Genomic DNA, 26,830 nt, shown 5'->3' with positions numbered 1-26,830 from the left:
TCTTTTCAAGAAACTCTGAGATCTTGCCAATTATTTTTTAGTTTGGCCATCATGACTGGCGTAGGCGAGATAGTATTTCATCAGTTGTGAACCCGTAGGACTGTGCTGAGATCGAATATAAATCTCATGTGCACACAGTCCTAGGAGGCATGATGTAGCAAGGCGTTGCGTTAGCGGGGTATGATTTCCTGCTCTGGCCTAACTGTCCGGCATTCGCCATCGTAGACCCTGAACTTGTCGAGGCCGTCAAGGCAAGCTTTGACGCCCCATGAAAGGCCAAGGAAGCCATCATACTGCACCAGTGCATAATAGATGCGGTGGCGGGTGTCGTCGCTTAGTGTTGCTACGCCATTGCAATAGCGGCGACCCACTGGGCTTGGCCGCCTGATCGTGAAATCCGACTCGCGAATTTCTTCGATCAGTTTGATCTCTAATCCGTCATAATAACTTGGAACAGCACGTGCGATTTGTCGTGCGACGGCTCTTTGTGCCGAACCGGAGTCACAAGCTGGCAGATAATCGCCGGACCATCCGAAATAGACTTTCTCATTTGGATCAATGAAATCCTCTTCGTCTATCTGCGGGATGGTTGTGTCATAGCTCCCCGGAGGAACCAGATCAGCAGCAAACGTCGTTCCGGTGGCAACACTTAGTACAGTTGTAGTCAACAGAGTTAGGATTGATCTCGCGCGCATTAACACTCTCCACGGAAAGGCTGGCTGGTCTGAAGCAGCGGATAGCTGCCTGCAGGAAGCGTTTATGCACCAGCCTCTTTGTGAGGCGCGACGAGATACTAAAAGCGCATGAGCTTTGGCCCTGCGCTTCTAGCAATCAGTGATTTGCTGTTTTGGGTCAATCAAAGGTTCTGAGGGGTTACTCAGGAATAACCTGCTCCACGTTCCATGACGGGTTGATGCCTTGCGTCAGAGTTTTGCAGAGCCATGGCAGGGCGGCGTTCATGTCTTTTGTGAGTGTCCAAGGAGGATTGATGACCAACATCCCGCTGGCCTTCATTGGCGCGTCCTTGCTGACTTTACCAGCCGACAATTCGATTTTCATAGTGTTGCGGATGCCAGCTTCGTCAAGTGTAGCAATGAGTTGGCGAACTGCACTGAAGTTTTTGACTGGATACCAAATAGCAAATGTTCCAGTTGGCCATCTCTTCCAACCACGGATAACACCATCTGCAACGCGTGCGAATTCATCTTCCACTTCGAACGCCGGATCGATCAAGACGACACCGCGTCTTTCTTTTGGGGGGAGGAAGCTACCCAATGCGAGCCAGGCATCCAGTGCAATGACCTTGACCTTTTTGTCCCCGCCGTAATTGTTTTTCAGCTCTTCAAAATCTTCTGGATGAAGTTCTGTGAGCGTCAGGCGGTCCTGCTTTCTGGCTAGCATGCAAGCAATTTCAGGGGAGCCAGGGTAAAATTGTACACCACCGCCCGGGTTGAGATTCTCGACTGTTTCCAGCCAGGGCGCGAGAACTTCCTTCACTGGATCTGGCGCATTGCCAAGGTTTTCCAGCACTTTGCCGACGCCTTGCTGCCACTCTCCGGTTTTCTGGGCTTCTTCAGAGGTCAGATCATACAGGCCAATTCCCGCATGCGTGTCCAGTACTCTGTAGGCTCCATCTTTTTTCTGGAGGTACTTCAAGATGTTGGCGAGGACGATATGTTTGAGTACATCGCCAATGTTGCCTGCGTGGTAAATGTGCCGATAGTTCATGGTGGGCGCCTGTTGGCCTTTATCGTGCGCTGCTGCCAGGGTGGAGTTCTCTAGAGGCGCTCTTGTTAATAGGTTTGTTGTCGGCCTTATAGTCTGATGGTGGGCAGGGACACAAGGCGCAAAGCACTCTACTGAGCCCAAAACTAAAGGCAGCAAAGTGCTGCCTTTAGTAAATCAACAGTGCAGGTCCTAGGCGGTTAGTCCTGGCCTATGCTGTCAAAGTCGTCGCGCATCTCTGGCTGAGATTCAGCTGTGTCAGATGAAGCTGTGCCGTCTTCCAGTCGCAGTTCAACTGCCTTTGGACCTTTGCCCCGGCGATCAGGTTCTGTCTCAAAGGAAATCCGCTGCCCGCTATCAAGCGTCGTCAGACCGGAGCGCTCAACAGCTGAGATATGGACGAATACATCGCTTTCGCCATCATCTGGTGTGATGAAGCCGAAGCCCTTATCCAGCTTGAAGAACTTGACAGTGCCAGATTGGCGAGGTCCCCGTTCAACTGGTGGGTAGCTGCGACGTCCGCCGCCTCCACCGTTTGGTCCGTCCCGGAAGCCACCGCCTCCGCCGCTACCACCACGGTTGCCATACCCGCCGCCACGGTCATTGTCGCCATGCCCGCTCGCGCGATAGTCGTTATTCCGGTCTCCGCCGTATCCTCCCGGACTGCGGTTACCGTAGGGACCTCTGCGTTCATTTTCCACCACAGGAGGCGCGTAGGCGCCGCGCTCGGAATCTCCTGGAAAATATGCTGGTGCCCCAAACTCCGGGCCGAAATTCTGCGAATCCCCAAATTCGCGCTTGCCGCCTCGCTTGCTGCGTGGACGACGACCCGAATTCCCATTATGCATTACAATATCGCCTTTCCTGCGGATTTAAACCTGCCAGTATCCGCATGTACTCGCTTTCTCAAAGCCAATTGCCCGTCCGAAAACACACAAAAAATAAATCAAATGTCTTATTGGGGCTTTGGTTAAGAGCTCCTACCTGCCTTGCATCGCAAATACTCCCTAATTGCTTGGCCGGTTAATAATAGTGGCCAGTTCAACATAGGCAGTCTTTACGTATGCGCGGCATATCATAGGGTTCAGTTTGGTAATAGGGCAAGCTTTTCCTAGGGAAGGTGGAGGTAAAACCCTATGAAATTGGGGGTGTAGCCAGAAATGGGAGGATAAAATCACATTATTTACATCTAAAATATCGAATAATTTTGCGAAGATAAATGATATTTGCATGTTTGACTATCGCTGCAATCATAAATGGTATTTGCAGAGGCTTGGTTTTGGGGTTGTATTTGAAAGTCGTAATATTAGCAGGTTTCTGAAAGGGCTGAGAGTAGCCCAGCATATCTGATTACTGTATGGTGCGAAGAATTCGGAATTTGGAGATGAAGCACTTATGAGTGATGCCAGCAATAAAGCAGATCTGACGGGAATTCAGATAACTGTTGTACCGGTCACTGCCTTCCAGCAGAACTGTAGCATCGTCTGGAACAAGAATACGCGTAAAGCTGTTGTTGTTGATCCTGGTGGGGATGTGGATCACATTCTTGCTGCACTTAAAGAGCTGGATGTGACGGTAGAGCATATTCTCATCACTCATGGGCATATCGACCATATTGGCGGTGCTGCTGAATTGGCAGAAACGTTGAATGTTAAAGTGATTGGCCCTCATGAAGATGATCGCCCACTGATTGATCGTGTTGAAGATCAGGCCAAACAGTTTGGTTTGGATGCCGTCAAGAAAGTGGAGCCAGATCAATGGCTTGTTGAGGGTGATGTGGTTACTGCTGCGGGTGCTGAGTTTCAGGTTCTACACTGCCCAGGTCATGCTCCTGGGCATGTGGTGTTTTACAACAAGGACCTGAAACTGGCGATTTCGGGCGATGTGCTGTTTGCAGGATCGATTGGGCGAACTGATCTGCCGGGTGGTGATCATGATACGCTCATCGCCTCAATCAAGGAAAAGCTTTTGCCGCTGGGTGATGACATTACTTTCCTGCCTGGGCATGGGCCAGCTTCTTCGCTTGGCCACGAAAGGCTGAACAACCCATATCTAAAATAACCAATGGTTATCTGAGAGCGTGAAGGGGAGTTTGTGCTCCCCTTTTTAACGAAGGATTGCCTGGAGTTCGTCGATGCGCTCGTTGATGAGCCAGCCGTAGTAATTTTCTCGGGGCAAATGAGCGGGTGTTATTCTGCGTTTGTTTCGGTAAGAAATGGCACGTTCCCAAGGGTTTCCGAGATTATATAGGGTAGACGTGAGGCCTGGGTTTTCGGAGATATCGACGTTAGCGACTTTTTTGTAGGCGTTTATGGCGTCTCTAAGTACTGCAGCGGTGTAGTGAATTGATTTGTTTGGATCCATCACCGTTTTGTAAAGGCCAGACGCATCTTTGGAGCTGAGTTTTGGCAGACCGCTGATGCTGCTGACCATGTCATTCATCTTTAATGCGGTGAGCGGCGTTATCTGGCCCAATCCAAAGCTTTGCCCTGCGAACATTGGTCTGAAAAAGGCTCTGTGAAAGGGCTCTCGTGGGTAGCGGACTGCGCCGATTGTCTTGCCCATGAAACTTGTGTTCCAGACGAGTTCGTAGCATCTCCAGCGACTGTTGCTGGTTTCCTCTCTGCGGCATGTGTTGAACTGCGGGCGCTTTACAAAACTCCAAACTTTCTCTCCATCATGTTGGAAAGAAATAGGAATTCTCGCGTATTGCAGGGCCTTCATGTAATAGCCCTGAGCGCTGTCGAGGCTATCGTAATTGTAGGTATGCTCTCCGACGATCGCTCCCAGGATATGGACCGGGTCTATGTTGTAAAGGCTGGCGACCTTCTTGATGTTCTTGATCAGGCGGCCTTCTCGTTTAAGCACTTTGAGAATGCGTTGAAACTTTTTTTCATAGGTTCGTTTGAAGGCTTTGGTACGCGTTGCAGATGCGCTGGGGATGGTCGGCTGGCTTTGAAGGCGATTGCCAGAGGGAACCACAAGCGGAACATTTGCCTGTGCTGAGCTTAGCAAGAAGTCAGGTGAAGATAATATTATGGCTGTTGCTAGAATAAATGCACTTGCTTTTCGGTGTAATGTCATAGCAATCGAACTCTGCACTATTAATTGCTGTTGGTTTTGATTGCTTTATGTCTAGATGAATTGTCCTAAAAATCTATTCAGAAGCTAGTTTTTGCTTACACTCATAAGTGTGGTGCTATTTTTTACAATTATGTCCATTCAGGTATTTCTTAAATTCATTCGCAACTGAAATGCGCACGTGTGTTACGCCGCTTTGAATAAAGCCCAGTTCCGAGGCTGCTGCTTTGGAAAGATCAATCAAGCGGTTTTGAGCATATGGGCCGCGATCATTTATCCGTACTGTCAGAGATTTGCCGTTTGACAGGTTGGTTACAAGAACTCTTGTGCCCATTGGCAGCGTTAGGTGAGCTGCCGTGAGCTTGGCCGGATCCATCATTTCCCCGCTCGCCGTTTGGGACGTGAGGGCATACCAGGAGGCTTCTCCGCATTGAGATGTTCTTTTAATTTCCACCTGATGAGGGCGCAGGATGAAGGCGACAGACACAATCAAAATGGCGATGATGAACAGGAGGAGATCGTAAATGCGACCATTGCGATGAGCCAAGCTTTTGTTGTTACAAGACATTCTGAGGCCTATTGGCAATTTAGCTACGCCAATTATACAGGGTTTCCCTTGTTTTAGGGACCAGAGAGATTTTCTGTGTTGGTGAGTTGGTTTATGTAGATTGAAAAAAATGATCACGTTTGTAGCGGTGCGTACCGCGCGAACATATTCCGGATAGGGGAATAAAGTGCAGCAAAAGCCATTGACTGGAAGACTTATCCTCGCGGATGTCGCCCGCGGCCTCGCGCTCCTGACAATGGCAATCTATCATTTCTCCTGGGATCTTTCTTGGTTTGGTGTTGTCGACTGGGATGTTTCCGGTTCGCCGGGGTGGCGGTTGTTTGCGCAGTTGATCGCGGGCAGTTTTCTGTTTCTGGTTGGGTTCAGTCTGGTGCTGGCGCATAAAAGCGGTATCCGGTGGGAAAGTTTCTGGCGCCGGGAGATAAAGGTGGCAGTTGCTGCACTTGCGGTTTCTGTTGCGACTTACTTTATCTTTCAGGATCAATGGGTTCGTTTTGGAATTTTGCATTCCATTGTTGTGTCCAGTCTTCTTGCCCTGCCGTTTTTGCGCGTTCATTACGTGTTTGCGTTGTTATGTGGGGCAGGGGTGATCCTTCTCTACCACTGGCTCGGGGATTATGTGCTGCCATATCGCCAGTTTTTCTGGCTTGGGCTCAACTCTCTGCCCGAAGTTTCCGTTGATTATGTGCCACTTATTCCTTGGTTTGGACCTGTGCTACTGGGCATCGGGTGCGGGGATATCCTGCATCGCTATGACCTTTTGCGGCTTTTGCGCGGTTCTGCGTCGCCAAGCGTTATTTCGCGTTGTTTTGCGTGGTTCGGTCGACATTCCCTTGCGACTTACCTTCTGCACCAACCGATCCTGTTCGGGGTTGTTTGGGCTGGCGTGACTGCTGGGGTGCTTAGTACCAATGCGGGGGATGTTCAGGTCAGAAGCTTTCAGCAATCTTGCGTGATGGCTTGTAGTCAGACCGTGGATGCTGGCGTGTGTGAGCAGGCGTGTCGTTGTACCTCCTCTGAAATGATGAACCGGGGTGTTTGGGAGGATCTGTTGACCAGACCGAATGATGCGGATGTGCGTGAAATTGCACAGCAGGTCTTTCAGGTGTGTCTGCGGCGCTAGGTTCGATGTTCCCTTTGCGGTAAGATTTGTCCCCTAGCCTCCAGGTGGATATGCCCGTGCGTAGCTGATTGGACTGATCTGTTTGTGAATCAGTCAGGCAAAGCTCTCTGTAATTTCGGAGTGTTGAGCAGTAACTATTCTGTTGCGCACCTGCTCCTCTGAAAAAATATACATTTTCTGGTAGCTGAAATCTCAGGGAGGCATTCCTGAGGTCTTCTGTTCCTAAAAGATACCTCCTTTTACATTGTTACCTAAACGTAAGCTTTGGAATTGAATGAGTTTTTCAAGATCCAGGTTGAGATATCGTTTCTATGAGTAAGTCATAGTTTGCTCAATTGTGCAGCTAACATAAAGTTAGATTCAGAAGAAAAACACTCAAAACTACAGATAGATGGTATTGACCACGATAAATGTACGGATAATATATCACTCGGTAAATATACGCAGTTATTATGAAGTGATGTTGAGATTTTCGTACTTGTGGGGGAAGTATAGTCGCAATCTATGCTCAAATAATGTTTTAAACATAGCATCACCTCTAAGAGGTGGGCTCTTCTTTCACGACATATCTTCGCATCCCTTCAGGAGTGAGCTCGGTTTTGGGGAATTACCAGAAGCTCACGAGTATGGGGGAAGAGAATGCGGGTTTTGAAGAACGCAGGCCGTGGCCTTGCAGCAGGCTGCTTCGTGCTGGCCGGATCAAGTATCGCCTTAGCGGGGGCATGGGATACGCTTGGCATCGGCTCGTCTGAGCTGCTTTTTGCGCCTGAAGATTTTGTGGTTGAAGGTTCCGTGACTTATGTTGATCGTAACGTTGACTATGTGAGCACGAATGCAACTGCTCCAGATGGTCCGGTTAAGACGCGTGCGACTCCAAATATCTGGAATTATCAAGGTGCAATGAAGTTTGCCATTACCGATAGTGCTGACTGTTTAGCGCGCTTTAATAACCCACTTTCGATTGAGGAGGATATGGATCCTAATTGGAGGGGGCGCTTTTCTGGTTATGAAACGCAGGCGAAGGCGTTTGCTTTTGATGCTACATGTTCTTACAAGTTTCAGGTCGGTGAGGGACGGTTCATTCGTGCGATCGCAGGGGCAAAGGCTCAGCATCTGAGTTACTATTCTAAGGGCGCCCATTCGTCCGGCGCACCTGCTGAAGTGGATCTGACTGCTGATGGATTGGATTATGGCTGGCGTGTTGGTGTTGCTTACGAGATTCCCGCTTATGCGATGCGAGCCAGCTTGATCTACGATTCACAGATTGAATCGAAGCTTGATGGAGATACCTCCGTTGGTGGGAGCAAGGTCTATGATAGCGTCGCATCTCTGACACTGCCACAATCTGTCGAGTTAAATGTGCAGTCAGGTATAGCTCCAGGGTGGTTGGTTAGCGCCGGAGTGAAGTGGGTTGATTGGTCGGTTATTGATGTACTCTCTGTAGACAGTGCTCATCCTGCTACAGGTACGTCTGTTGGAGAAACAGTGCATCGTAAACTCAATTTTAAGGACGGTTGGACTGTGAAAGCTGGCATTGGACATGCTTTGACCGAGCAGTTGAGTGTTGGTAGTTCCTTGCAATGGGACCGTGGGGTCGGAGGCAGTTATTCTGATACCTATACGCTTGGTCTGGGCGGGTCGTATGCGGCCAACAAACATGTGAAGTTCACTCTGGGAACCGCTGCAATCTACAAGACGAGTGGGACTGGAGATGCGAACAACACAGCTTCTGGTACTGTTAGTGAATACGATTATGACAGTTCTTGGGCCTTTGCGGTGAATACTAAGGTACGTTTAGCATTTTGATATCTGCTTATATTTGAACTTTCAGAAAGCCGGAGGCATTGTCTCCGGTTTTTTTGTTTTGGAGGCTCGTGCCGCGATTTGAGGGGAAACCCTCACTGTGGGTGATTTGTGCAAGGCGCGGCTCAATTTGTGCTGTTTGTGCAACAGTTTTGTGGAGAAATGAGCATGTTGGATTGTTGGAAAACCTATCCCAAAACTCTTAAGTAACTTACGTATAGGTAAGTTTGACTATCGTCTAATGCTTGGTCGCTCTTTACGATTAACTGATCTTTGTTTGAGATTAGTAAATATAACATCCTAATTTACCTTAGGTTATATTAAAGTCTAGAAAAGCTTACCCAAACGAAATGGTGTAGTATTTATACTATGGGAGGGGTGATTATTTCTCTCAATGCGCTATGCATGCAGTCAGAACTATATCAGTTTGCTCTGCAAATTGGTGGGAATGCACTGGCGCGAGACACGTTGATGCTCGTTAAGTGCGGATAGCATGTGTGTCGCATTGGGGCGAAACGCGTTGCAATTTCCGTATCTTAAGCAAGTGCTCCCAACTGAATGAACCTAAAATCGGTGTTTTAAACACTGTGTACGGGGAAACATAAGGGGGAGAGGGCATGCGTGTTCTCAAGACATTGGCTCAGACAACTGTTCTGGGCTGCGCGGTATCCATGATTCCTGCTGCTGCATTCGCTGGCGGCTGGTCGACTGAAGGTATCGCAGACTACGATCTACTGTTTGCAAAAGAGCGCTTCGCGTTTGAGGCTCAGTCAACAGTAGCGCTTCGCAATGTTGACTTTAAAAATGCAAATACAACAGTGAATGGTTCGCCAATTGTGGGTATTGCTGCAAATCCAGGTGATGATAGCGCTGATGATATTGCGCCAAATGTCTGGTTTAACTCTGGTTCTGTAAAGTTTGGGCTTACCGATAACCTTGATCTTTTCGCACGCATCAATCAGCCATATGTGATTAGCGAGCAGCCGGGCTTTGATTGGAGTGGTCAATACGCTATCGGTGAAACTAATGCCGATGCTCTCGGTATTGATGCGATGTTGAGCTACAAGCACGAAGTTTCTGAGGGTAAGTTTGTTCGCGTTTTCGGCGGTGTTCGTTCTGTGACTGTTGATTATGAACAGCTATCTAACACTCTGATCGTCCCACCTTTAACGCCTCCGCCATTTGGTGCAGCAGGTGTTGCTGTGAACGTTGAAACTGAACGTGAGTATGGTTTCCGTTTGGGTGCGGCATTTGAGGTGCCAGAGATTGCTCTTCGCGCATTAGTGTCCTATGAGTCCGAGATTGATTTGGACCTCAATGGCGATTTTGTTGTTGCTCTTCCGGCTGCTGCCGGTGGGCCGGTCAATGCTGAGGCAGCTGCTAGCGCAACGCTCCCGCAATCCATTGAAGCAAAAATTCAGACTGGTGTAGCTCCAGGTTGGCTTGTCTCTCTCGGTGTTAAGTGGACTGATTGGAGCGTGTTGAACGAACTGGCAGTTAATCTGGATAGTGCAGATCCAAGAGCTCCTTCCAATCTAGTCCGTTCTTTGAATTATAAAGATGGTTGGATTGTTGAGGCCGGTGTTGGTCACCAGCTTACCGAAAAACTAAGTGTGGGTGGTAACCTGACTTGGGACAAAGGTATTGGCGGTCCTTACTCTGACTACTATGCAGTAGGTCTTGGTGGTTCTTACGATTTGACAGAGAACCTCAAGTTCACTCTTGGTGGTAAGGCAATTTACAAAACTGCTGGTGAAGGCTCTTACGACATCACCAGAACAACAGCTGGTACGCCTTCAGAAGTTAATGCTGAATACGAGTACGACTCCTCCTGGAACTTCGCGGTTTCTTCCAAGATCCGCGTAGCGTTCTAAGCTTTTGTATTTTTGAGAATTATGGGGCCGGGGATGGTGATCTCTGGCCCTTTTTTATTTTTGGGGTTGAGGCGATGAGGTGGCATTCGTAGCGGTTGTTGTGGCTGAAGCGGATTTCGACGGATGGTTGTTTGAACTTATTGTTGATCCGGAAGATCACTGCTTGTGCGCCGAGACTTGAAAGATGGTCGGGCAGTTTGTTGCTGAAGAACTTGTAGTGAGCTTTGATTGGGTGTGCCGTCATTTTGATGACCTCACCGGCGACAGCGATTTCAGCAAAGGCATAGGTTGAGCTGGTGTCGATTTCATAGTCGACGAACACCGCCGTTCCACGAAACTCATCATAGATTTCCTGACAATGGTCGGTCATGGTTGAGGAGGCAGAGCCGGTGCTCACTGCTGTTCCAAAATGTGCAATGGGCAACATGAGTTCTTCTGTGACCAGTCGTGCGTTTGCGTGTCCGATTGAGCTCAAATGGACTGTGGCAGCAATGCACAGCACTGTCGCTTTTGCACAAAATGGTCTGTTTTGACGGGCAACTGCTCGGCGAGGCATTTGCCTTACTGTCTCAGCTTAAAGGCTTCAGTGCTCAAAAAGCATTTGTCTGTTGGTTGGTCTCCAGCTGCAATGATGTGCACCACTTCATCGTCGAAGTCGTCTTCCATTGTAAAGATGACCCTTAGAAACCCTTTGCTTTTCAAGATATCTGGCATCTTGTCTGAGGTGAAGGAATAGGTTTCCGGTATGCCGAGAGGGGTGAGCCTGACTTCAGTGCTTTCCACCAGTGCCACAGCTCTGTTTTGGGTTGGGCTGATCTGATATTCGACGAAAACTTCCTTACCCATGCCGAACTCGTACTTTTTCTCGCAGGCTTCTGTCACAGCTGGGTCTGATGAGCCGTCTTCCTTTAGGCCAATGATGAAATTGAGCGGGACGAGGACTTCGCCGCTGACGTTTTTGGAAGGCGCGGCCTGGGGTGCTGTGGTGAGGAAGAGGGACGTGGCAATGAGGGCGATTGTACCAAGTCCGAAATGTAGCTTTGTCATTCTTATTATTCCTGCTCGGTATGAGAGATGAGCGTCAAGCTGGTGTGAGAGCGATTTTGCGGTTGGTTTCATTGAATGGAACACGCTCTGGCTGTTGTGGTGCAGTCTGCGGCAACCTCAGGCATCACTCAATTCAATGCAGTCAGTCTGGTTAAGAGAGGGCAACGGGTTCTTTCAAATCTTTGCTGAGAAATTAAGAGGATGATTACACGAGAGTGATGGAACGAACTAAGAACATACTTTCTTTTCCAAATGACTCACGGCATAGTGCACCCATGACTAAGCGCCCTACAAAATCTTCCAATTCTTCTTCATTGCCTGAAGCTGAGGGATCCACCTCTGGCTTTGGTGAAGCTCCGCAGCCTGCTCTTTCTGGCAGTCCGTTGTCAGGTTCTGTTTCAGACTGGGCAGATCAGATTGCTGATGAAGATCTTTCCGGGCTGAAAGCTCGCAAAGAAGCGGAGCAGCCGAACGAAGAAAAGGCTGCTCCGAAGAAGAAAGCTGCAGCGAAGCCAGCGGCCAAAAAGCCTGCTGCCAAGGCGAAAAAAGCACCTGCCAAGTCTGCGCGGGGCACGTCTATGGGTGCCACGAGTGATCCGCGTGAGCGGGCCAAGGGTGGTCTGAACCCGGTAGCCGGGCTGGATATCTCGCTGGAAGATGCTGAGAAGCTTCTTGATAGTCACGTCAAAGAGACGAAGAAAAAGAAGAAGAAGGCTAAGGAAGATACGATCACCGGGGCGACAGCGACTGTACAGGCGCTGGCACGGCTGATTGAGCAGGGCCGTTCTGATGAATCTGGAGAGGATGCCTGGGTTCCGCACCGACCGGAGCGTCCGTCAAAGTCCGAGGGTGGGGTTCCTATTGTTCTGGAATCCGAATTTGAGCCCAAAGGGGACCAGCCGACAGCGATTGCGGACCTGAAAGAAGGTCTTGCGGATGGCGATAATACGCAGGTTCTGCTGGGTGTTACGGGTTCTGGTAAGACCTTCACCATGGCGCAGTTGATTGCGCAGACACAGCGCCCGGCGCTGATCCTTGCGCCCAACAAGACGTTGGCGGCACAGCTGTACGGGGAGTTCAAAAGCTTCTTCCCGAACAATGCGGTCGAGTATTTTGTTTCCTACTATGATTACTACCAGCCCGAAGCCTATGTGGCGCGGACGGATACCTTCATAGAGAAGGAAAGCTCAATCAACGAGCAGATTGACCGGATGCGTCACTCCGCAACCCGTTCGCTGTTGGAGCGCGATGATGTGATCATCGTGGCGTCGGTCTCCTGTATCTACGGTATTGGATCGGTTGAGACTTATACAGCCATGACCTTTAAGCTGGAGGTTGGCGAGAAGATTGAGCAGCGGCAGTTGCTGGCGGACTTGGTAGCGCTGCACTACAAGCGTAATGATGCGGCTTTCCAACGAGGAACGTTCCGCGTGCGTGGGGATACGATTGAAGTGTTCCCAGCGCACTATGAGGATCGGGCCTGGCGCATTTCCCTCTGGGGTGATGAGATTGAAAACATCACCGAGTTTGACCCGCTGACGGGCAAAAAGTCCGGTGAGCTTCAGTTGGTGAAGATCTACGCGAACTCGCACTATGTGACGCCGAAGCCGACGCTGAACCAAGCCATCAAGTCCATCAAGACAGAGCTGAAGCAGCGTTTGCAAGAGCTGAATGATCATGGGCGTTTGCTGGAAGCGCAGCGGCTGGATCAGCGGTGTACGTTTGATCTGGAGATGATGGAGGCAACGGGTGCCTGTGCGGGCATTGAGAACTATTCCCGCTATCTGACGGGGCGTGCACCGGGTGAGCCGCCGCCAACGCTGTTTGAATACCTGCCTGACAATGCGCTTGTGTTTATTGATGAGAGCCATGTAACCGTGCCGCAGATTGGCGCGATGTACCGAGGTGACTTTAGACGTAAAGCAACGCTGGCGGAGTATGGCTTCCGTCTGCCGTCCTGCATGGATAACCGGCCTTTGCGGTTTGAAGAGTGGGACGCGATGCGGCCTCAGACGGTTGCTGTGTCAGCCACACCGGGCAACTGGGAGATGGATGAGAGCGGCGGTGTGTTTGCCGAGCAGGTTATCCGTCCGACCGGTCTTACTGATCCAGATATCGAGATTCGACCAGCGAAGACGCAGGTGGACGATCTGTTGGGTGAGGTGCGTGAGAAGGCGGCCAAGGGCTTCCGTACGCTGGTGACAACGCTGACCAAGCGTATGGCAGAGGATCTGACCGAGTATCTGCACGAGAATGGTGTGCGGGTACGGTACATGCACTCTGATATTGATACGCTGGAGCGGATTGAGATCATTCGTGATTTGCGCCTTGGCGCGTTTGACGTGTTGATCGGGATTAACCTGTTGCGTGAGGGGCTTGATATTCCCGAATGCGCGTTGGTGGCTATTCTGGATGCGGATAAGGAGGGCTTCTTGCGCTCTGAGACGTCGCTGGTGCAGACCATTGGCCGTGCCGCGCGTAACGTGGATGGCAAGGTTATTCTTTATGCAGACCGCATGACCGGCTCCATGGAGCGGGCGATTGCGGAGACCAACCGTCGCCGGGACAAGCAGGAAGCCTATAACGAAGAGCATGGCATTACACCGGAAAGCGTGAAGCGTTCCATCGGCGACATCATGGAAAGCGTTTACGAGCAGGATCATGTTTCTGTCGATGCCGGCTTTGCCGAGGAAGGGGCCACGATTGGTCACAACCTCAAAGGTCATATTGAGGATCTTGAGAAGAAGATGCGCGAAGCAGCAGCTGATCTTGATTTTGAAATTGCGGCGCGTTTACGTGATGAAATCAAACGTCTGCAGGAGACAGAGCTCGCGGTTGCTGATGATCCGATGGCACGGCAAACGTCTGTTGAACAGCAGACTGGCGGCTTTGGTGGGAAGAAGAAGTACGGTGCTTCTGGCAACCTGCCCAAGGCGGAGGCTGATAAGGCCGATTCTGGCAGCAAAGTGCATAAGCCACGATTGGGTGAGATGGGGCCGGGAACGGACCTGCCGACGCCTGCTGGAGCCACAGGCGAGAAGAAGCCACGCCGGACGTCTTCAGGGCGCAGTTCAGGCGGGCGCCCAGGCACGCGGACTTATCGCAAGAAGAACTAGGGCAGGCTTAATTGATGCTCGTTGAACCTTGGTTCGGCGAGCATTCGTTTTGTATCGCCAGTGTTGCTCCAATCTACGCAAGATTTTAGCGTTAGAGCTAAACGTTACCTAAAGGCCATCGCATACCTTACACTCGCCTTTCAAAAAGGCCGATGTAATTGTGAGGAAATAAACATGGCCCCAACATCAATTGGACTTTCAAAACAGGCACGAGAACAGACTGCGAAGCATCTGAACAATCTGCTCGCTGATGAGTTTGTATTATTGATGAAAACGTGGAGCTGTCACTGGAATCTCAAAGGCCCCAACTTCATTAGCCTGCATGAGCTGTTGGATGAGCAGTATCATGCGCTTGTTGATTTTGTTGATGATATTGCTGAGCGTGTCCGGGCGCTTGATTGCGTAGCTTTGAGATCTCTGCATGATTGCCATGAGCATACACGGCTTAAAGAAATGCCTTCCGAAGGTGCTCTTCCAGACGAAATGGGTATGATTGCTGGTTTGTTGGATGATCATGAAACCATTATTCGGGAGCTGCGAACCAGTCATGACAATGTTGAAGAATACGAGCATGATGTGGGAAGTGTTAGTTTAATGGAAGACCTCATCATCAAACACGAAAAAATGGCTTGGTTCCTTAGAGCTCACCTTGAAAAATAGTGCGCCAGGTTTTTTGGGAAACGCGTAATGGTGACGCCTACAGATTGACTGGTTATGAGCCGTGTTCTTTCGCACTGGCCTGATTTGGATAAATCGTATAATCCTCTGCAACGGTCTGAGTGTGTGCTGATAGCAGTCGCATTTGATCCGCTATAGTGGAATTTGTAGTAGGTGATTGGCGTTTCATGATAAAACACATTGTTTGGGACTGGAATGGTACCCTGCTGGATGACTTTGAAATCACGGCGCAATTTGGCATTGATTGTTTTGCCAAGGCTGGGCTGAGTGGCGTGACCTTTGATGATGTTCGTGAGCACCATACGCGTCCATTCGCAGACTACCTCAAATCACTGTTAGGGCGTGATGCCACTGAAAGTGAGCTTGCCAGCTTTTACAGTGATTTCAGTAAGGTCTATGAGCCAGCGATGTATGATTTGCCACTGGCGCCTGATGCATTTCACGCTCTTGAGACCATAAGCGGAGCTGGAAAGAGCCAGTCGATTTTGTCCATGGCTCCCCATGAAGAATTGGTCTCGCTTGTGCGCCACAATGGCATTTATGAGCGCTTTACCCGTGTTGACGGCGCGCGGGATTTGAAGAAGCATTTTAAGATCGACGCACTCAAAGTGCATTTTGACGAGCTGGGTGTAGAACCTGCCAATGTTTGCGTGATTGGTGACAGCATTGATGATTTTGATGCCGCTAACGGTCTGGGAGCTTCGGCAGTTCTGGTCTCAACCGGCATGTACTCCCACAACCGCCTCGTCGCCACAGGCGCTCCAGTCGCCACCAGTCTTACCGGTGCTGTCGCTGAGGCGCTGAAGTAGCTGCTGTACTTACAGGCCGTCGATTAAATCGCGGCCTGCGAGGAGTTGGAGGGACGAACCTTCCAGATCAGTTCCAACGGGCTCGCTGTGACCACCCAGATGTTTGGCGAGAAACAGCTCTACCATGGCATGATAAGCACGGCGGTTGTGCATCTTCTGAATGCCGTGACCTTCGTCCGGGAAAAGGCCGTAGGTGACTGGGATGCCTTGGTCTTGCATGGCGGAGACAATTTGCTCTGACTCTGACGGCTTGACGCGTACGTCTTTGCCACCCTGAACGATCAACAACGGTTTTTCGATTTTCCCGACATGTGTGAGAGGTGAGCGTTCCTTTAGGAAAGCGCGGCCTTCTTCAGTTGTGTAGTCGCCAAGCCTTACTTTGTGGACGGATCTCCAAGGCTTCCAATATTCAGGAACTGTGTCGAGAAAGCTGATCAAGTTGGAGATCCCGACCAGATCAATCCCACATGCGAATTTCTTCGGGGTTTGTGTCACACCGGTGAGCGCTGCGAAGCCGCCATAGCTGCCACCCATAATAGCGACGCGGTCCGGGTCGGCGATGCCGTCCTCAATGGCCCAGTCCACAGCATCCAGCAGATCAGTTTGCATTTTGCCGCCCCATTCTTTGTTTGAGGCATTTACGAATTCCTTGCCAAAGCCGGTGGAACCTCTGAAGTTGACGGACAATACCGCATAGCCGCGGTTGGCTAGCCATTGGTGTGTTGGGCTCAGGCCCCAAAAATCTCTCCACCATGGCCCACCATGCACGAGTAGCACCATAGGGCAGGGCTTTTCTGCATTAGTTGGCTGTGACAGATAGCAGACCAGATTGAGGCCATCCCTTGCTTTTATCTCTATGGGAGACATGCTGGTCAATGGTCGCTTTGCGAGCTCCGGTTGGCAGGAAAACAGGAAGGTGCTTTTTTCAGCTGATCTGTCGTAGCAGTAGAACTCTAAAGGCACGCTGTCCTGCACATGCGTAAGAATGAGCTTCTCAGCATCTTCTGAGAGGCTGTTGACCTCTATATCCCCCGAGAACTGCTTCTTGAATGATGCGAGAACTGACTCAAATTGTGGATCTATGGCAGTCCAATTGCTGCGAGCAAATGTTGCTGTGGCTGCTATGGGATGATGGGTGTGCGGGTGGAGTAACAGGTCGCTGATGTCTGCCTGTGGGTCCTCTGCAAGCACCGTGGAGGATCGTGTCTGGAAATCTTCCGCCACGGCGGCGGCCTTGTCTCGTTCACGACTATCGATCCAGAACAGGATTTGCCCATCCTCGCTGAATTCAATGGGTTTGGTGGTCAAACTGTCTTCAAAGGGGATGAGAGTGTAACGTTGCCACTCTTTGCTGTCAGGTCGATGAAGAAGTTCAATCTCGCCGTTGTCGGTGTAGCGGCGGGCAAGGCGGACGTTGAAATCGCTGTCAGTCATGAAACCTGAGAACTGGTCATTCTGTTCAATGAGTTCGCTGTGTCCGGTTTCGAGGGAGACTTTGTACAGGTCGAAGTACTTTGCTGACCTTTCATTGTGAGCAATCAGAACTTCGCCCGGGTGTTTTCTCGATATTTCCTGCAGATAGGCTCTTACACCGTATGTTGGAGTTAGATATCTGGGATCTGTGCCATCAATAGGGACGCTCAGGATACAGAAGGTTTCATCACCAACTTTGTCTTGCGAAATCAAAATGTGGCGGCTGTCGTAAGTCCAGTGGATTGTGAAACCGATATGGCGATCTTCAAAGTTTGTGAGGGGGCGGGCAGATTGTGGGTCTTCAGTGCTAGCAAGCCAAAGGTTGTACACGCCGTTGATTGGTGCCAGGAAGGCGATCCAGTGACTGCAGGGACTGATTGCGACCAGCGCTCGTTCAACGGGATCGAAGAATGTCTTGCGAGGGATGAGGCGAGTTCGTTCCTTAAGCTGCATGGTCAGAAGCCTTAAATTTATTGCAGAAAAAGCAGGTCAGGCCTTGGAATAAGCGGCCCGGAAAATCGATGGATGAGAACTAAGCGAAAGTATCGCAGGTGCTTCCGACCTTGTCCAACTTCTGAGTGATGCGCAAATCAGAGCTAGATGCTGATCGCTGAAGGCTGCTTAAGGAAAGAGCAAAAGTCATTGATAGTTTTTGCTGAATAAGCTGCGTTAGATCAATGCGGACTGCTAGTTATGGACGCATTGTTGATAATAATTCCGAATTGCAGGTGGACGTTTCTCGATGAAAAGAATTCTCTCAACCCTTCTTGTGAGTGTATTGATGGCGGGTGGTGCTCTTGCTGGGGAGGGCAAGACGTATTCCGTTAATCAGGTGACTGATGCCAGTGCGAACACGCCTTCTCATATGTTCCGCTTTGAGCCAGATCTGCTTGAGGTGCCGCTGGGCGCTACTGTGAAGTTTGATAATTTTGATGGGAATCATACGGTTATTTCGATCAAAAAGATGACGCCGGATGGTGGTCCGAAGTTCAAGTTCAGCAAGATGTCTCCTGATCGGAATGTTACCTTTGATACGCCGGGAATTTATGGTGTGACCTGTGGTATTCATGGCCGTTTTGGTATGGCGATGATCATCAAGGTTGGTGAGGACAGTGCTGAAGATCTAGAGGGGGCACGTTCTGTGGTGCCAGGTGGTCGAATGGGGACCAAGATCTCCCAGATATTGGATCGGCTCGAAGGTAAGTGAGCGTGTAGTGCTTGCGCGGAAGCTAGATAGAATAAAGGCAGCCAGTTGGCTGCCTTTTGTGTTTCGTGCTGATGCTTTTAAGGCTCTATTCTGCCTGCGCCATGTTTCGTCGGGATTTGAGGTAGTGAGGGCCGACTTCAACCAGCAGGATACCGCTGAAGATGAGGGCGCAGCCGACCAGTCCGATCGGTGCGATGCGTTCGCCCAGAATGACGGCAGCAGCCAGAGCGGCGAAGAGGGCTTCTGAAGACAGCATGATGGCCGCATCGGACGGCGTGGTCCATTGCTGGCCAAATGCCTGGAAGGTGAAAGCTACGCCTCCGGACAAAGCCCCTGCGAAGAAGATCTCGAACCATGCATCCTGAAGTGCCTGGACAGAGTAGGTCTCGAAGAAGAGTGAGGCTACCACACACACCACGCCGAGGAAGGCGAACTGGATGACTGCAACGGTGATTGGGCGACCAGAGGAGGTCGCAAGACGTCCAACGAAGATCACTTGAAGCGCCCAGAAAACTGCGCACAAGAGCATGAGCAAGTCGCCGCCATTTAATGCTGTCAGACCACCGCCGAGCAGGTAAATGCCAAGGAGGGTGAACAGGCTTGCAGGCCACACGAGGAAGTTTGGCTTTCCTCTGAAGAACACGGTGACAAGGATTGGCGTCAGCACAACATAGATCGCGGTTAGAAAACCGGCATTGGTGACGGATGTTATCACGATGCCATACTGTTGCAGAACAGTACCCAGTGTGAAGGCAACACAAACCATTAAAAGCGCTGGAAGGTGAGCCTTGCCAAGTTTCTTGGTGCTGTGCACGCGGCGCTCACGCAGCGCAAATGGCAAGATCACCAAAGTGGCGAGGAGAAATCGCAGGCCAGAAAACTGCAGCGGTCCAAGACTTTCCATTGCAGTTGATTGCGCGACAAAGGCCATGCCCCAAATGAGGCCGGCCATGAGAAGAAGTATGTTTGCAGATGCCCTAGTCATCCCGCAGCTGTACTGCAAGCGAATAGGTGCTGCAAGCGGTCTGTCAGCGCTTCCGTTGAAATTCTCTCAAGGCGATTTTGAGCTTCTTGATGATGTCAGATACGTAGCGTTCATTTGCATTCACGCATGGTACGCTGGCTTCTTGTCTTTGAAGCGTGGTCTTATCATTCGGTTGGAACAACCAAATGGACTAGTCTCTAAAAGACAAACAGGACCATGACCATTATGCCAACGAAGGCTGCTATGACTGTGGCCGCAACAGGCCATGGTGATTGGGCATGACCGACGTGCTCTTTACGATGGTAGTCAACTGGCGAGGTTCTCATTGTGCTCCCCTGCGGCCCTGGTCAGTTGTCGTCCTGAGTAGGGGCCAATAGACGCGGATTACATCGAATACAGAAAGTATATATTACTGGATTTTGGTGTGTTCGAGATACCACAGGTTGAGCTTAAGCAGATCACTCAATTGCAAAACTGCTATTGCCCATATTTTCTCATAGATTCAGAGCTTCGAGACCAGCCTCAAGATAATCAGGCAAGAGGGGGAGGCCTAAAAGGTAAGCTGAGACCGGAGATGTGGATCGCTCACGGGCTTCAGAGAAGGCAATATCCAGGTCGTTCTGATCATAATCACCGCGCCCGATCCATGCGATGGCGACCAGTTCAGTCGCTTCGTCGATGTTCAGGTCGTCGATGATCTCTCTCAGTTCAGACTCAGAAAAGTCGTCATGCTCTTCTTCTGCAAGTCCGTCATGGTGGTGAACGTTTTCCAGCTTTTCCGTGTCGAAGGAGAGATCGCCTTCGTGCCCGTCCTCGTAAGTGTCTGGCAGGCTTTCGGAAACAGCGCGCGCTTTTTGTACGATCAAGCGAACAGTATCTGCAGATAGTGCTAGTTCTACGGCCATCGTTCGTCCCCGCTTATTGCTGTAACAGAACGTTACTCCTGTTCGGAATTATTCTGCAAGTGGAACTTATGGAACACCTGCCTGCAGTCCATTCGGGCTGTGCAGCAGTATGGCGCTGGTGAGAGTAATAGGCGATTTAAGCAGCGGAAAAGAAAAGGGATTTGGTTAAATGAGCGTTATTGAGCAGCTAAAACTTATCCTATGTAGTTCTACTGAGCGGAATACTGGATATCGTTATGGTTAAAAAAAACAGTATATACCGTTAGGGTAGGGGTTGTTTGTGCGCTGCACCTACGAGTAGCATTTGATGTAAGGGCGAGAAAACAATCAAATCTCCCAGAATTTCTAGGTGCTGGCGGACCTGAGTGCTTTGTGCTGGCAGGGGTGTTTTTTACCCTGTCGGCACATCCAAATGCAGCGCCTCTTTCCTGAAAATCCAAGCTTAGTTTTTGAATGCGTAGATTTTTGAAAGCACGAAGTTGAAGGTCATAGACACCAGTGTGGCGAGGATGACAGCCAGATAGGTGGAGAAGCCTTCGATCAGGGTGATCAGCGCACCATAGGTGCTGTAGTTGATGACCGCTCCCACACTGTTGACCAAAACGAATCTCACATACTCCCCAAACGGACTTCCTGCCGAGCGGAAGGTGAAGATGCGATTCCAGAACCAGTTGTTGGTCATGGCAATCCAGATGGAGAGGATTCGCGCAATAAGCGGGTCAAGGCCAACCACCTGCCAGAAAAAGGCGAGGGCGACCAGATCGACCACAAGACCAGAGCAGCCAACCATCCCAAAGCGAATGAACTGATTTTCGAGTAGTTTTCGCAGCAGGCTTTTCACGGAATTCGGGCTCTCATTTCTGATGGGACCAGCTAAATCTTCAGGTCTTTGGCTTCAGAGGCTGCTTAGCTTTGTTCCTCTGGAAATACAAGAGACGCAGCGTCACAGAACTCCTGATTATATCTGGGGAGTAATATTTGAAAAAATCTGCAGTCTTTGGCGAAATTTGAGCGGAAAAACTGGCGTGTTTGCGCTTGCCAAGCTTTGGTCCGCGCCTTAGGGTCTGCCCGCACTTATTTTGCGAAGAACGTACCCGCTTCTATTGGAGGGCATTATGGGCTTTATCGCTGACTCGCTGTCTCGTGTGAAACCATCTGCAACGATTGCAGTGACCACGAAGGCACGCGAACTGAAAGCCGCAGGCCGCGACGTTATCGGCCTTGGTGCTGGTGAACCAGATTTTGATACGCCAGACAACATTAAAGCTGCTGCAGTTGCAGCTATTAATGAAGGCAAAACAAAATACACAGCGGTTGATGGCACTCCTGAGCTGAAACAGGCAATCAGCGCCAAGTTCCTGCGTGACAATGGCCTGAAGTATGAGCCAAACCAGATTACTGTCGGAACCGGCGGTAAGCAGGTGCTCTACAATGCATTGATCGCAACCATCAATCCTGGCGATGAAGTGCTCATCCCAACGCCGTACTGGGTGTCTTACCCAGATATGGTGCTGCTGGCTGGTGGTGAGCCTGTTGTTGTTGAAGCGGATCAGAAGACCTTCAAGATCACACCTGAAGCGCTGGAAGCGGCGATTACGCCTAAAACCAAATGGTTGATCTTCAACTCACCATCCAACCCGTCTGGTGCTGGTTATACCCGTGATGAGCTGAAAGCTCTGACCAACGTGCTGTTGAAGCATCCGCATGTCTGGGTCATGTCTGACGACATGTACGAGCACCTTGTCTATGATGACTTTGAGTTCACCACACCTGCTCAGGTTGAGCCTCAGCTTTATGACCGCACTCTGACCGTGAACGGCGTTTCCAAAGCGTATTCCATGACGGGCTGGCGTATTGGTTATGCGGGTGGTCCTGCTGACCTGATTAAGGCGATGGCGAAGGTTCAGTCCCAGTCCACTTCCAACCCATGCTCCATCTCTCAGGCTGCTGCGGTTGAAGCGCTGAATGGGACACAAGACTTCATCCCGATCAACAACAAGGTCTTCCAGGATCGTCGTGATCTGGTTGTTTCTATGTTGAACCAGTCTTCCGGTCTTGAGTGCCCGGTTCCAGAGGGTGCGTTCTACGTGTTCCCATCCTGTGCTGGCACCATTGGCAAGACTGCGCCATCCGGCAAGGTGATCGAGACTGATCTGGACTTTGCAGGTGAGCTTCTGGAGACTGAAGGTGTTGCTGTTGTGCCGGGCTCTGCGTTCGGTTTGGGTCCAAACTTCCGCGTTTCCTACGCGACTTCTACTGAAGCTCTGACTGAGGCTTGTACTCGTATTCAGCGCTTCTGCGGAAACCTGAAGTAAGCTTATCTGGAAAAAGAGCGCCGAAGACCTCTTTGGTGCTCAGCTTTCAATACAAAAAAGGCGCTGCATCACGCTGCGCCTTTTTTGTTTTAGGTGTTTCGCGAGACTGGATGTTTAGTCCGGGAGGAGAGCATCCAGAATGTAACTGTTGTTGACGAATGTGCCGCGGCTTTCCTCAACCAATGTCTGTGCATCGGCGAAGGAGAAACGGACGCCCGCCATGATAGAAGCGTTTTCGAGCTTCTCAGAGCGCAGGTCTGCGAACATTGTCATGCCGTTGGCGGTTTCTGTACCTGGCTTGAACTCCATACCCATTGCGTAGATATGGCTGTCGCGCAGATAGCGGTAACCCGCGTAAAAGCGTGCGTTTTCGCTGGCGTAGTAAGATGCGGTTGCACCACCCATGACTGAGCCCGTATCGTCGATCATCTGAACGCCGATAAGGCCATCAACAGACAAGTTCTCAAAGTGAACCTGTGCTTCTGCACCTACGTAGCCGAGGGAACCGGCTCCACCGTTGATTTGCGCTGCAGAGCCAACAACACCGAAGTAGTTGTAGTCCTGCGTGCGGAAGCCCATGCGGCCTGTGCCAGCATAAAAGCCATAGTCTCTTGTTCCGCCTGCGGTCGCATCAAATTGTGATGCAAAGCCTGGACCCTGCCCGAAAGCAGCTGTTCCTGACAACAGGCCCAGCATCTTGCCTTCGAGTGCTCCGAAAGCAGTGGTAATGCGGGCATTGATGGGATTTGCCTGCGCGATCGCTGGAAGAGTTGCAATGGCTATTGCACCGGTTACGCCAAACAAAAGTGTCTTCAAATTTGAGCGCATTGCTGATTCTCCGTACTCAATTTCTGAGTGGAGAGTCTCGTGTTTTATTTAAAACATTGTTCTAAAGTGTCCCAAAATGGGTCAAATCATTAGGCTTAACATCTATGGTTAATAATCGGTTTACAGCTTTATGAAACCTTCCAGGAATGTAGGGTTTATCGATTATTTTGCTGTAAGTCCTTCTGCATGCAGGACTTCTCGCAATTTGCTTTAAGCGACTTAAGAGAAGCTTAGGGTTAACACGGTGATGTGACGGGCAGCGCAGGTGGGCCTGCAATACGTTTATGGTGAAAATCCTAATCACAAATTCTAACGCATATCACTAGGTAAAAATAACGCCGGAACTAAGCGGGGTGTTCACTCTGATCGCAGCAAGGCTTTGACAGTCTGCATGCTTTGGTTTCCCATTGTGAAAAGGTCGTAGAGCCTGAGCACTGGAGAATAATAATGAGAAAATGCCTTGCTTTTGCTGCTGTCGCCGCTCTTGGTTTCAGCACTTCCGCCTATTCTGCAGACACACCTGCAGCTCCTGCTGAAGAGCCAAAGAAAGATCGCCCAGGTGTTGAAGTTGGATCCTTGACTTGTGATCTGGTTGCTGGGACCAACTTCATTGTTGGCTCTTCTCACGAACTTTCCTGTGTCTTTAAATCGCCAAGTGGCAAGCGCATCGAAGGATATACCGGTACGATCAATAGCTATGGCATCGATATCGGTCCCGTCACATCTGGAACGTTGGTGTGGGGTGTTGTTGCTCCGAAGGCTAACCTGAAGCCTGGTTCTCTTGCCGGTAGTTATGGCGGTGTGTCTGCTGGTGTCACACTGGGTGCCGGTGTGCAGGCGAATGTCCTGCTGGGTGGCTTGAACCGCTCCATCGCTTTGCAGCCTTTGAGCTTGCAGGGGCAGACCGGAGCGAACATCACAGCGGGTGTTACAGGGTTGCGGTTGACCAAGCAGTGATCCCTTAAATCTTAGGGAGATTGAGAATCCTAACCCTTTGATCTTTATAAATAGCGCCGGTTCATATTGTGCGGCGGACTGTCACGCTTCAGTCCGCCTTTGTTTTGGCGCTTGCATATCACTGTGTTTCCGAGTGACGATACTTATCCAGAGTCTTATAATACTCTGGAAGGCGCGTGTGATTTTGCGCCGCCGTGGCGCAAGCGCCCGTGCCTGCTTCCCAACCCAAACAGGGAGTATGGATCATGGGAGACAAGCATGTCGGAGTTGCCGGAGGCAGGGTTCGCAGCCCTCGTTCGGTTGCCATAATTGGACCTTTCGCAAGTGGCAAGACCACACTGCTGGAAGCTCTTCTCGCACGAACGGGGGCTATTGGGCGACAGGGAAGTGTTGACGCGAAAAGCTCACTGGGTGACAGCAGTGACGAAGCGCGTGATCACAGCATGAGCGTTGAGGCGAACATTGCCACCTGCACCTACAAGGGCGATCACTTCACATTTATCGACTGCCCTGGATCCGTAGAATTTCTTCACGAAGGCAACAGTGTCTTAAACGGCGTAGATATTGCCGTTGTGGTTGCTGAGCCAGATGAAAAGAAGACAGCAGCTCTTCAACTCATTCTCAAATCACTTGAACAGCGGAGCATCCCGCATGTTCTCTTCCTGAATAAAATAGACAAGGCAACAGGCAGTGTGCGCGCGATGCTTCAGGCATTGCAGCCAGCTTCGAGCCTTCCAATGGTGCTGCGCCAGATCCCAATCTGGGAGGATGGCACTGCGACAGGCTTTATTGATCTGGCGCTGGAGCGGGCCTTTGTCTACCAGGAAGGTAAGCCAAGCAATACCATCGAGATTCCAGATGATGAGCGTGCCCGTGAGGTGGACGCGCGCTATGCCATGATGGAAATGTTGGCAGATCACGATGACGTTCTCATGGAGCAGCTTTTAGAAGACGAAGCGCCTGAGAGTGAGGTCATTTTTGATGATCTTGTGCAGGAAATGCAGCGCGGCGAAATCTGCCCTGTGTTCATTGGCAGTGCGATCAAGGGCAATGGCATTCGTCGCTTGCTGAAGGCTTTGCGCCATGACGCTCCAGGTATCGTTGAGACGCGCAAGCGTCTTGGGCTCAAGGAAGATGACGCCGTTCTTCAGGTGCTGAAAACCTATCACACTTCACATGGCGGAAAGCTCTCTGTTGCCCGTCTGTTTGGTGGGTCTGTGAAGGAAGGTGCGCTTCTTTACGACAGACATGGGGAAGAGTATCGGCCATCTGGGCTGTTCCAAATGCAGGGTTTGCAGCCAAAGAAGATTACGGAGGCTGTTGCTGGTGATCTGGTGGCTCTTGGCAAGCTGGATAATATTGAGACCGGCATGACACTTGGTGTTGGTGCCAAGCCTTCGCAAAGTCTGTTTATCGTTGATACTCCAGACGCTGTTCTTTCCAAAGGGATCAAGGCGACAGAACGGAAGGATGAAGTCAGGCTCTCTACGGCGCTTTCCAAGTTGGTTGATGAGGATCCATCCCTGAGCATTACCCAGGTCCAGAGCACGGGTGAGACCGTATTGGAGGGGCAGGGGGAAATGCATCTGCGGGTTGCTCTTGAGAAGCTGACAGGGCGCTATGGACTTTCGGTGAAGAGCTTTGAACCTCGCATACCATACAAGGAAACCATTCGCGGTACGACTGAGCTGCGCGGACGCCATAAGAAGCAAAGTGGTGGCCACGGTCAGTTTGGCGATGTGGTGCTGGCTATCCAGCCTATGCCACGCGGTGAAGGACACAGCTTCAACGACACGATTACCGGTGGTGTGGTGCCGAAACAGTACATTCCATCTGTCGGTGATGGTGTGAAGGAAGCTCTTGAGAAAGGGCCTCTAGGCTTCCCGGTCGTGGATGTGGCTGTGACGCTGAAGGATGGCTCCTATCACTCCGTCGACAGTTCCGATCAGGCTTTCCGCATGGCAGGTATTCTGGCCATGAAAGATGGTTTGAAGGAATGTAAGCCAGTTCTTCTTGAGCCCGTTGATAAGGTTGTTGTGGCCTGTCCATCAGATACCACAGCCCGTATCAATGCGATTGTTTCCGGTCGCCGTGGACAGATCCTTGGATTTGATGCCCGCGATAACTGGGATGGCTGGGATGAAGTGGAAGCGATGATCCCTGAGAGTGAACTCAGCGACCTTATTGTAGAGCTTCGCTCTGCAACAGCTGGTGTGGCAACGTTTTCTCGTAACTTTGACCATTTGGCCGAGCTTTCCGGTAAGGCTGCGGACAAAGTAATTGAGGGTGCAACAACACCAGCCTGATACTCCAGAGCTTGCGCGCGTATTCTTGCC

Annotated in this window: 24 protein-coding genes; 11 read left to right on the top strand and 13 right to left on the bottom strand. The window is 50.6% G+C overall.

The window, feature by feature from the left end; translation table 11 throughout:
• Positions 1-170: 170 nt before the first annotated feature.
• The 3 genes from BM231_RS27165 to BM231_RS27465 all read right to left on the bottom strand — a co-directional run bounded on the left by BM231_RS27165 (position 171) and on the right by BM231_RS27465 (position 2,573).
• On the bottom strand, positions 171-695 hold the full coding sequence (locus BM231_RS27165; RefSeq protein WP_208860175.1) for a hypothetical protein: 525 nt from the start codon (positions 693-695) through the stop codon (positions 171-173).
• 178 nt (positions 696-873) lie between these two features.
• Positions 874-1,728: a 23S rRNA (adenine(2030)-N(6))-methyltransferase RlmJ gene (locus BM231_RS07600; RefSeq protein WP_093518197.1), complete on the bottom strand. Its 855-nt coding sequence runs from the start codon at positions 1,726-1,728 to the stop codon at positions 874-876.
• Between the two features lie 197 nt (positions 1,729-1,925).
• Complete coding sequence (locus tag BM231_RS27465; protein ID WP_093518195.1) at positions 1,926-2,573, bottom strand: cold-shock protein; 648 nt, start codon at positions 2,571-2,573, stop codon at positions 1,926-1,928.
• A gap of 547 nt (positions 2,574-3,120) precedes the next feature.
• On the opposite strand from BM231_RS27465, the gene BM231_RS07590 reads away from it, so the two are divergent.
• Positions 3,121-3,786, top strand: a complete 666-nt coding sequence (locus BM231_RS07590; protein WP_093518193.1) for an MBL fold metallo-hydrolase — start codon at positions 3,121-3,123, stop codon at positions 3,784-3,786.
• Positions 3,787-3,831: 45 nt separating this feature from the next.
• Here the strand turns inward: BM231_RS07590 and BM231_RS07585 are convergent, their stop codons facing one another.
• Together BM231_RS07585 and BM231_RS07580 are read right to left on the bottom strand one after the other, a co-directional pair.
• A complete protein-coding gene (locus tag BM231_RS07585; protein WP_093518191.1) occupies positions 3,832-4,809 on the bottom strand; it encodes a DUF1402 family protein in 978 nt (325 codons plus the stop codon).
• Positions 4,810-4,924: 115 nt separating this feature from the next.
• Positions 4,925-5,296: a septal ring lytic transglycosylase RlpA family protein gene (locus BM231_RS07580; RefSeq protein ID WP_244272115.1), complete on the bottom strand. Its 372-nt coding sequence runs from the start codon at positions 5,294-5,296 to the stop codon at positions 4,925-4,927.
• Between the two features lie 244 nt (positions 5,297-5,540).
• On the opposite strand from BM231_RS07580, the gene BM231_RS07575 reads away from it, so the two are divergent.
• The 3 genes from BM231_RS07575 to BM231_RS07565 all read left to right on the top strand — a co-directional run bounded on the left by BM231_RS07575 (position 5,541) and on the right by BM231_RS07565 (position 10,174).
• On the top strand, positions 5,541-6,497 hold the full coding sequence (locus tag BM231_RS07575) for an acetyltransferase domain-containing protein (protein WP_093518189.1): 957 nt from the start codon (positions 5,541-5,543) through the stop codon (positions 6,495-6,497).
• Between the two features lie 639 nt (positions 6,498-7,136).
• The gene (locus BM231_RS07570; protein ID WP_093518187.1) at positions 7,137-8,303 is read left to right on the top strand and encodes an OmpP1/FadL family transporter; all 1,167 of its coding nucleotides are present in this window, start codon (positions 7,137-7,139) and stop codon (positions 8,301-8,303) included.
• Positions 8,304-8,917: 614 nt separating this feature from the next.
• Positions 8,918-10,174 (top strand): OmpP1/FadL family transporter, encoded by a 1,257-nt coding sequence (locus BM231_RS07565; protein ID WP_093518179.1) that lies wholly within the window; start codon positions 8,918-8,920, stop codon positions 10,172-10,174.
• A gap of 19 nt (positions 10,175-10,193) precedes the next feature.
• Here the strand turns inward: BM231_RS07565 and BM231_RS07560 are convergent, their stop codons facing one another.
• Both BM231_RS07560 and BM231_RS07555 read right to left on the bottom strand, forming a co-directional pair.
• Positions 10,194-10,730: a hypothetical protein gene (locus tag BM231_RS07560; protein ID WP_093518177.1), complete on the bottom strand. Its 537-nt coding sequence runs from the start codon at positions 10,728-10,730 to the stop codon at positions 10,194-10,196.
• A 5-nt stretch (positions 10,731-10,735) separates the two neighbouring features.
• Entirely contained in the window at positions 10,736-11,221 is a 486-nt protein-coding gene (locus BM231_RS07555; RefSeq protein WP_093518175.1) for a hypothetical protein, read from the bottom strand.
• Positions 11,222-11,439: 218 nt separating this feature from the next.
• On the opposite strand from BM231_RS07555, the gene uvrB reads away from it, so the two are divergent.
• The 3 genes from uvrB (at position 11,440) to BM231_RS07540 (ending at position 15,824) form a co-directional block, all read left to right on the top strand.
• Entirely contained in the window at positions 11,440-14,337 is a 2,898-nt protein-coding gene (gene uvrB, locus BM231_RS07550; RefSeq protein WP_208860174.1) for an excinuclease ABC subunit UvrB, read from the top strand.
• Between the two features lie 21 nt (positions 14,338-14,358).
• Entirely contained in the window at positions 14,359-14,997 is a 639-nt protein-coding gene (locus tag BM231_RS07545) for a Dps family protein (protein WP_139226342.1), read from the top strand.
• A 185-nt stretch (positions 14,998-15,182) separates the two neighbouring features.
• On the top strand, positions 15,183-15,824 hold the full coding sequence (locus BM231_RS07540; RefSeq protein WP_093518171.1) for an HAD family hydrolase: 642 nt from the start codon (positions 15,183-15,185) through the stop codon (positions 15,822-15,824).
• Between the two features lie 9 nt (positions 15,825-15,833).
• Here the strand turns inward: BM231_RS07540 and BM231_RS07535 are convergent, their stop codons facing one another.
• The gene (locus BM231_RS07535; RefSeq protein WP_093518169.1) at positions 15,834-17,750 is read right to left on the bottom strand and encodes a S9 family peptidase; all 1,917 of its coding nucleotides are present in this window, start codon (positions 17,748-17,750) and stop codon (positions 15,834-15,836) included.
• 289 nt (positions 17,751-18,039) lie between these two features.
• On the opposite strand from BM231_RS07535, the gene BM231_RS07530 reads away from it, so the two are divergent.
• A complete protein-coding gene (locus tag BM231_RS07530; RefSeq protein WP_208860173.1) occupies positions 18,040-18,504 on the top strand; it encodes a plastocyanin/azurin family copper-binding protein in 465 nt (154 codons plus the stop codon).
• 85 nt (positions 18,505-18,589) lie between these two features.
• Here the strand turns inward: BM231_RS07530 and BM231_RS07525 are convergent, their stop codons facing one another.
• From BM231_RS07525 to BM231_RS07510, 4 genes are all read right to left on the bottom strand, one after another.
• The gene (locus tag BM231_RS07525) at positions 18,590-19,456 is read right to left on the bottom strand and encodes a DMT family transporter (RefSeq protein WP_425287812.1); all 867 of its coding nucleotides are present in this window, start codon (positions 19,454-19,456) and stop codon (positions 18,590-18,592) included.
• Positions 19,457-19,686: 230 nt separating this feature from the next.
• Entirely contained in the window at positions 19,687-19,815 is a 129-nt protein-coding gene (locus BM231_RS27460) for a hypothetical protein (RefSeq protein WP_280142329.1), read from the bottom strand.
• A 168-nt stretch (positions 19,816-19,983) separates the two neighbouring features.
• Positions 19,984-20,394, bottom strand: a complete 411-nt coding sequence (locus BM231_RS07515) for a DUF3775 domain-containing protein (protein WP_093518163.1) — start codon at positions 20,392-20,394, stop codon at positions 19,984-19,986.
• A gap of 442 nt (positions 20,395-20,836) precedes the next feature.
• Positions 20,837-21,235 (bottom strand): GtrA family protein, encoded by a 399-nt coding sequence (locus BM231_RS07510; protein WP_093518161.1) that lies wholly within the window; start codon positions 21,233-21,235, stop codon positions 20,837-20,839.
• A gap of 274 nt (positions 21,236-21,509) precedes the next feature.
• Here BM231_RS07510 and BM231_RS07500 point away from each other — a divergent pair, with 274 nt between their 5' ends.
• On the top strand, positions 21,510-22,709 hold the full coding sequence (locus BM231_RS07500) for a pyridoxal phosphate-dependent aminotransferase (protein ID WP_093518156.1): 1,200 nt from the start codon (positions 21,510-21,512) through the stop codon (positions 22,707-22,709).
• 114 nt (positions 22,710-22,823) lie between these two features.
• Here the strand turns inward: BM231_RS07500 and BM231_RS07495 are convergent, their stop codons facing one another.
• Complete coding sequence (locus tag BM231_RS07495) at positions 22,824-23,537, bottom strand: hypothetical protein (protein WP_093518154.1); 714 nt, start codon at positions 23,535-23,537, stop codon at positions 22,824-22,826.
• A gap of 447 nt (positions 23,538-23,984) precedes the next feature.
• Here BM231_RS07495 and BM231_RS07490 point away from each other — a divergent pair, with 447 nt between their 5' ends.
• Together BM231_RS07490 and BM231_RS07485 are read left to right on the top strand one after the other, a co-directional pair.
• The gene (locus BM231_RS07490; protein ID WP_063298258.1) at positions 23,985-24,494 is read left to right on the top strand and encodes a DUF992 domain-containing protein; all 510 of its coding nucleotides are present in this window, start codon (positions 23,985-23,987) and stop codon (positions 24,492-24,494) included.
• Between the two features lie 245 nt (positions 24,495-24,739).
• Positions 24,740-26,800: an elongation factor G gene (locus tag BM231_RS07485; protein WP_093518152.1), complete on the top strand. Its 2,061-nt coding sequence runs from the start codon at positions 24,740-24,742 to the stop codon at positions 26,798-26,800.
• Positions 26,801-26,830: the final 30 nt, after the last annotated feature.

Origin of the sequence: Pseudovibrio ascidiaceicola (assembly GCF_900114245.1) — a bacterium.
GTDB lineage: Bacteria > Pseudomonadota > Alphaproteobacteria > Rhizobiales > Stappiaceae > Pseudovibrio > Pseudovibrio ascidiaceicola.
This window is presented reverse-complemented; position numbering and strand designations above follow the sequence as displayed.